5 protein-coding genes and 2 pseudogenes are annotated in these 6,673 nt (G+C 38.5%); 6 read left to right on the plus strand and 1 reads right to left on the minus strand.

Going from position 1 to position 6,673, the window contains the following annotated elements; genetic code table 11:
* The 4 genes and pseudogenes from AAZR23_RS20570 to AAZR23_RS20585 form a co-directional block, all read left to right on the plus strand.
* Positions 1-457: pseudogene (locus AAZR23_RS20570) on the plus strand (hypothetical protein); the annotation flags it as partial.
* Between the two features lie 98 nt (positions 458-555).
* Positions 556-825: a PAAR domain-containing protein gene (locus AAZR23_RS20575; protein WP_434694492.1), complete on the plus strand. Its 270-nt coding sequence runs from the start codon at positions 556-558 to the stop codon at positions 823-825.
* 391 nt (positions 826-1,216) lie between these two features.
* A complete protein-coding gene (locus tag AAZR23_RS20580) occupies positions 1,217-1,534 on the plus strand; it encodes a type II toxin-antitoxin system RelE/ParE family toxin (protein WP_193830517.1) in 318 nt (105 codons plus the stop codon).
* Positions 1,535-1,537: 3 nt separating this feature from the next.
* Entirely contained in the window at positions 1,538-1,846 is a 309-nt protein-coding gene (locus tag AAZR23_RS20585; RefSeq protein WP_112549605.1) for an addiction module antidote protein, read from the plus strand.
* A gap of 99 nt (positions 1,847-1,945) precedes the next feature.
* On the opposite strand, the pseudogene AAZR23_RS20590 reads toward AAZR23_RS20585, so the two are convergent.
* A pseudogene (locus tag AAZR23_RS20590) lies at positions 1,946-2,098 on the minus strand (IS1 family transposase); the annotation flags it as partial.
* A gap of 69 nt (positions 2,099-2,167) precedes the next feature.
* On the opposite strand from AAZR23_RS20590, the gene AAZR23_RS20595 reads away from it, so the two are divergent.
* Both AAZR23_RS20595 and AAZR23_RS20600 read left to right on the plus strand, forming a co-directional pair.
* Positions 2,168-2,905, plus strand: a complete 738-nt coding sequence (locus AAZR23_RS20595; RefSeq protein ID WP_434694493.1) for an IS6 family transposase — start codon at positions 2,168-2,170, stop codon at positions 2,903-2,905.
* A gap of 84 nt (positions 2,906-2,989) precedes the next feature.
* Positions 2,990-6,259: a hypothetical protein gene (locus AAZR23_RS20600; RefSeq protein WP_434694494.1), complete on the plus strand. Its 3,270-nt coding sequence runs from the start codon at positions 2,990-2,992 to the stop codon at positions 6,257-6,259.
* Positions 6,260-6,673: the final 414 nt, after the last annotated feature.

Raw genomic sequence — 6,673 nt, forward strand, 5'->3', positions numbered from 1 at the left:
GGCTGAAAAAGGGTTCCGGGAGATATCACAGACATTTTACGCAACAAATTTACCGGAATGGCCGTGGACAACCGCGACGCCGGTGACGGAAAAGGATATTCCGGCCATAAAAGCATTTTATGAGTCATTGCAGAATGATTTTAAGCGTCAGGACTTACCGGAGATTTACCGGAAAACCAAAGGGATATGGGAGTCTCTGGCGACCGAGCAGGGCAGCACACCGCAGCGGATGTGGGAATCAATGGACTACAAAGGCTATTTTGCCCGTGGCTACAAAGCCGCCCCTGTAGACTGGGCGGGATTTGAATTAAATACCTACATGGGCGGGAGGATTTTCCGGTTTGAAAAGGGGTACGGTAGACAACCTCCGCTTTTAATAAAAACTAACGATGGAGAAGTAATGATACCCACTCCTTACTTATCGATCATTGACGGTAAAGTCACAGTGGTTAATTAACACCGTTATCGACGGTAAGGTAATCGTTGTTCATTAACATAAAGGAGAGCCATTATTGCTGCACTGTAATGGCTTATTCTGACTGAATAAGGAGCTGTATGCCTTCTGTCATTCTTATCGGGGACATTGGTACCGGCCATGACAGCCATCAACCCACTAAGGTCATATCCGGCTCCCGTACCGTCAGAGCGGATAACAAAAGCATTGCCCGGCAGGGCGATTCTCTTGAGCCTCATGGTAACCACAGCCGGAGTATTATCAGTGGTTCTGTGAGCGTTTTTGTTGACGGGAAGCCCGCAGCAAGAAGTGGTGACAGAGTTAACTGCGGCGGTGTGTTAACCGGAAAATCAACCATTAAGGTTGGTTAAACAGACAGCAGGGGCTGTAATCACCGCCCCTGTTTTCACGAAAGTCCGGCTGATGTTTATTTATGGAAATGTACAAACAGTCATTATTTCACTGTCAGCGACTGATGAGTCACCATAAGTGTCATACAGCCGTTCAGTCTTTTGATAATCAGCGTTTTTTTAAAACAGACCTGAATTAATATCTTAATGTCATAATCTTACCGGCCGTAATGCGACATAACCTAAACGGCACTTACACTACAATCTGAAATTGGCTCAAAAGACATCACCTTAGCGTCAGTGATTGTGACGTATACTCAAATGCCACATTAAGAGCAAATATCTAAAATTTGTAGCTTTTAAAATACAGATACACTTGCATCAAAGTAGCTTATAAGCTACAGTATTAAACATGAAAACGATTAAACATTACTTAACGCCCGATGGGAAAGATCTGTACGCTGAGTATTTTAAGAAGTTACGGGATTCTATAGCCAAAGCGAAAATAGCATCCAGGGTTAACCGGATGGCCAGTGGTAACTTTGGCGATCACAAACCCTGCAGGGAAGGGGTGTGGGAATTGAGAATCGATCAAGGGGCGGGATATCGTGTTTATTACAGCTTAATTAGTGGTGAAATTATATTGTTACTTTTAGCCGGTGATAAACGTACGCAGGATGCAGATATTGACGAGGCTATTCGATGCCTCAATGATTATTTAAAGAGGTGATATATGGGTAAAGACCGCTTACATGATGATGCAATGGTTGAAATTTTACGTGACGACCCTAAATTTGCCAAAGCATATTTACACCAGGCTTTTCTTGATATAGACGAAGAAGGCGGACAGGAAGCATTTTTAATGGCTTTACGTCATGTTGTTGAAGCCAAAGGTGGAATGGCTAATATTGCACAAAAAGCGGGAGTTTCAAGAGAAACTCTTTATAGAACATTATCTCCGGCAGGTAATCCAACACTAAAAACATTACGTAGTGTGGTAAATGCTACCGGATTTCAATTTTCATCATTAGTTAGTGCCTGAGGGCTTGTTGCAAATAATAAATTAGCGTATTTTTTGTTCAGGGCTTATTGAGTGTTTCAGGCTAAAACGGCGGTCGTGTATTTAATAAGTTGATGGCTATCAAACATAATATTCCCGTTCAATGAAAGTGCCTATGATCCTATCGTGCATTTCGGGCGTTCTTGAATACCCCAGCGTCTTACGATTGAGGCGTTTCAGTCGGTTACGTAATGTCAGATTTTCTCGCTCAATACGCTGTGTATACAGCTTACCTAGGGCTTGTTGCAAAAATCGAGTAGATGATAAACACTGAAGCTGGAGTTTCTTTCGGAGGGAAGTTCAATGGTACCTGACGATTTTAAATGGAAGCATTTTGCACCGGCTATTATCCTGTGGTGCCTTCGATGGTATGGCTCGACGCCACTGAGTTATGCTCACGTCAGCGATATGTTGGCTGAGCGGGGCATTTCCGTTCACCACTCCACCATTTATCGTTGGTTTATCCAATATGCCCCTGTACTGCGTAAAAAACTCAAAAAATATCAGTTTATTCGTACCGTTTCTTCCTGGCAGCTTGATGAAGCGTATGTCAAGGTTAACGGAAAATGGTTTTACCTTTACAGGGCAATTGATAAGCACGGCGACACACTGGATATCTATTTTTCCCCGAAACGTAACCGGCATGCCGCCTATGAATTTCTCAGACGGGTATTAAAACCTTACTCTGCTGAGCGACAGCCTGAAATACTCAATACTGACAAACACGCTGCTTACGGTTATGCCATTGCACGTTTAATGAAAGAAGGAAAACTCCGTGCTGACGTAAAACAACGACAAATAAAACATCTCAATAATCGTATTGAATCGGATCACGCACCGACTAAAAAATTGATTGTCGCGACAGGCGGTTTCAAATCTGCTAAACGTGCCTGGTCAACCAGCCAGGGATTTGAAACCTTACGGAAGCTGAATAAAGGCCAGTTTGATGAATGGCTCCGTTGTGACGAACCTGAATTTCGGGTACGGGAGCGATCTGCCTTTATCAATCGATTATTCAATGTGGAAGCCGTTTTAGCCTGAAACATTCAATGAGATCTGAACAAAAAACACGCTAATTTATTATTTGCAACAAACCCATAATTATCAGAACACCAGGAATAGGATGTGAGTATGTCTCAAATAAAAAGTAAACCTGTATTTATATCAACACAACACCCATTTAAAAAGAAACAATTAATTATTACAACTGGCTTGCTTATCAATAGTTTAATCTTTCAGGTTAGCTATGCAGCAGTAACTCAAAGCTATGGAGGGACAGAAGGCTTGGTTGGTGACAATATTTTAAATAATGGTTTTAAGTATTTATTAAAAAATAACAATCAAGAAAAAAATGGTGTTGTCGTTGTAAATAATAATGTTCCTATAACTTTTGACACTGTATTGAATATTGACTATAGTAACTTTGCAATTCCGGATTTTTTGGTGGCTGGATATGGGTCTTTTGATAAAATTGATCTGAATGAAGATTATTCAGTAACACAAATCATAGGTGCTCGTAATAATAAAATTATCTTAAAACAAGGTGATATCAATGGTCCTATATACGCAGGATTAGTGCAATATACTGAAAAAAAATCAGAAATTAATTGTTCGACTGATCCCGTGCTCTGTGATGCTAATGGAGTTCCTATTACTAAAAAAGATGTATTTCAGAATCTTAAAATTGACAACAATACAAATATTATAGTCACTGAAGATAATATCACGCATCAGATAAACGGAGATATTATTGTAGGAAATAATATTACCAATCTACAATATGATGGTTTAACTGCATCTTTTAATAATTATGCCTATATTAATGACAATTATTATTTAACTGATAAAAATCAGATCTATATAAATGGCGACACCACAGTTAAAAGTATTTTATCAGGACAAAATATAATTAATTTACAATATGGTGATTTAAGTGTTTCTCCTACCATGACTAATGTGGCAACCCTTACCACCAACTCCTACATCAATGGCAATACTCTTATAGCAAATAAAAATAAAATTTTTATAAATGATAATACGATGGTTCAAAATATCTTGGCTGGGCAAAACACAATTAGACTACAAAATGGTCATTTACAACCAAATAAATATATCTTCAACACAGTTAACGCTGAAGTAAATGCTTATTCCAATAAATTTATAGCTAATGAGAACCAGATATCTATAAATGGGAATACAGTGACCAATAATATTTTAGCCGGACAAAATGTCATCAGTCTACGATATGGTTCTTTAGGATCACGTTTCGTCAATGCTGTTGCTAATGTTTCTAATAATATACTTATAGCCAATGATAACCAAATTGATATAAATGGAAATACAATAGCCAAAAATATCTTAGCTGGAAATACTTCATTAAATTTTCAATATTATGCGAAAGATAGTATCAATGATATACCAAAGATAAACACCTGGCTTACTTTTCTGAATATAAATTTAGAAAACACATCCATTGAGACAAATCGAAATAAAATTAGCCTTAAAGGAACCTCGGTTATATCAGGAGATATAAAAACAGGTAATATAAATTTTTTCCTGGCACGAGATTCATTAATTTGTGGTGACGTAGGAATTAATTCAGGTAGACCATGTAGAAAACTAATTTCTGGATCTTCGCCTGAATATTTTTTTGTTAACTTAAAAGGCACAAAAGCCTTTTCTAATAATAATAGCATTTCTATTGAAGGAAATCATACATTCAGTAACACTAAGTCTGTAATCTATGGTGGTTATTTAAATTACGCTAATAATAGTGATTTTATAGATGATATTCATTATTATGTTGATTATACTGAAAAAAATGATGATAAAATTTATATACTCCCTGAAAGCTATGATGTTTTTACTGGGAATACTTTAAACTACAACAACAATATACCAATTAAGGTCAAAGAAATTGGGAATTTTCAAAACTATAATATAGTTTTAAACCCTAATTTGGCAAATATCGATATTGCACTTATTACAGCTAATAAAATAAGTTTAGGTAGTAATAATGATAATATGAGTGCGGATCAAGTCCAAAAACGAATCTATAACACAGTACGTGCTGCAGTCCAAACCTCAAAAGACCTTAATGACAATACTAAAAATGCGTTACCAAAAATTGCTGATGATGCTATGAGTCCGGACTATGCTATCAGTGATAATATTAAAAAAGCTGTATTAGCAGCAAATGACATTAGTCAATCAATTAAAAACTTACTAGCCACAGGTAAAATTACTTCTGATATCAAAGTAGTTGGGATTCAATCTGGTAAGGTATTGGAAAACGATACTAAATTTATTCTCATGCAGGCGGATAAAGGGCAATTAGTTGGTCAAGGTCAAGGATATTTATCCCGCGGTATTGCTCAACAAGGAATCTCTTTACTCTATGATGTAGAAACCTCCATTGATCAAAGCAATGATCAAGTCATTGCGGTGATTAAAGCAAGCCATGATAATCCAACTGGTCCAAAAGTAAATCCTCAATTGAAAGCATTACTTGAAGGTAACTTATCAGGCTTAATGCTATTGACGCGTGGTGCGGATCAACTTAATGGTTTGACAGCACAAGAACAGCGGGGTCTGGTCCCATTTGTAATTTCCTCAGGGCAGCATTCCCGTTATAACAGCGGCTCTCATATCAAATCCAACGGCGCTTTATTGACTACCGGTATCAGTGTATATGATGAAAATGTAGTTTGGGGGGCTTTTGTTGAAAATGGGTGGGACAGTTATAAAACCCATAACCAATTTAATAATAAGCAGAGTGTCCGCGGAAAAGGGCATAATAGCTTTAACGGTTTTGGTACTTTTGCGCGTTATACCTTTGACAACCAACTTTATCTCGATGGCACCTTACGTATCGGTCGCTTGAAAACGTCGTTTGAAACTAATGATATTGTGAATGTGACAACAAAAGAACAGGCTCGTTATAACATCAGCGGTAATTACTACGGTGCCAGCCTTAAAGGTGGATATAACTGGACTTGGAACAATAAAAACACCGTTGATTTAAGTGCCAAATATGCTTGGGCGGGTACTGAAAGTCAAAATCTGACCGTTGCCGGAGATCCAATGCATTTTGACGCACTGAATTCACATCGTGTATTACTTAGTGCAGAAAACCACTATCAATTTACACCTGAACTCAAATTAACTTCAGGCTTAGGTTATGAGTATGAGTTTGATGGTAGAGCCAAAGGTACTACCTATCATGCTTTCGGTATTGATGAAGCCAGCGTCAAAGGGAGCACAGGTGTTGTTGCGGCAGGCCTGAACTATCAACCATCTCAGATAAAAGGCCTTAATATCAATTTAAAAGGAAATGGGTATTTTGGTAAACGTGAAGGCGGTGGTGCCTTACTGGAAGTAAATTATGAATTCTGACTCTCTTTGATAAAATCAATAAAATAGGGCGCCCTCTGGCCGCATGGGTATAGTGGTAGTTTAACAGATTCTGTCGCATTAAGGATGATGAGTCAGCCGGAAAATCAACCGTTAAGGTTGGTTAAACAGACAGCAGGAGCTGTAATTGTAAGTACACCCCATTGGGACCCCCTTTTGATTTTTTGTTGAACTATTGCAGTTGCCAGACCGCAATATGTTTTACAAATCAAAAGGGGTTTTATAACTGACTTATAGTTGTAAGCTTTCCGGAACCCCCGGCCTAGCCGGGGGGGGTACAAAAAACACCGGCGGTTGCCGGTGTTTGGGATGAACTCTGTGTCCTTCAGACATCCGGCGGATTTTTCCGTCCGCCTGTCAGAACACGTAGCTGAATTTGATGCTGCCGCCCACACC

Origin of the sequence: Morganella sp. Je.2.23 (assembly GCF_051129855.1) — a bacterium.
In the GTDB taxonomy this organism is placed as follows: Bacteria; Pseudomonadota; Gammaproteobacteria; order Enterobacterales; family Enterobacteriaceae; genus Morganella; species Morganella sibonii.

Coding starts and splice junctions, on each gene's coding strand:
- AAZR23_RS20595 (WP_434694493.1), top strand. CDS start 2,168: ATGGTACCTGACGATTTTAAATGGAAGCATTTTGCACCGGCTATTATC.
- AAZR23_RS20585 (WP_112549605.1), top strand. CDS start 1,538: ATGGGTAAAGACCGCTTACATGATGATGCAATGGTTGAAATTTTACGT.
- AAZR23_RS20575 (WP_434694492.1), top strand. CDS start 556: ATGCCTTCTGTCATTCTTATCGGGGACATTGGTACCGGCCATGACAGC.
- AAZR23_RS20580 (WP_193830517.1), top strand. CDS start 1,217: ATGAAAACGATTAAACATTACTTAACGCCCGATGGGAAAGATCTGTAC.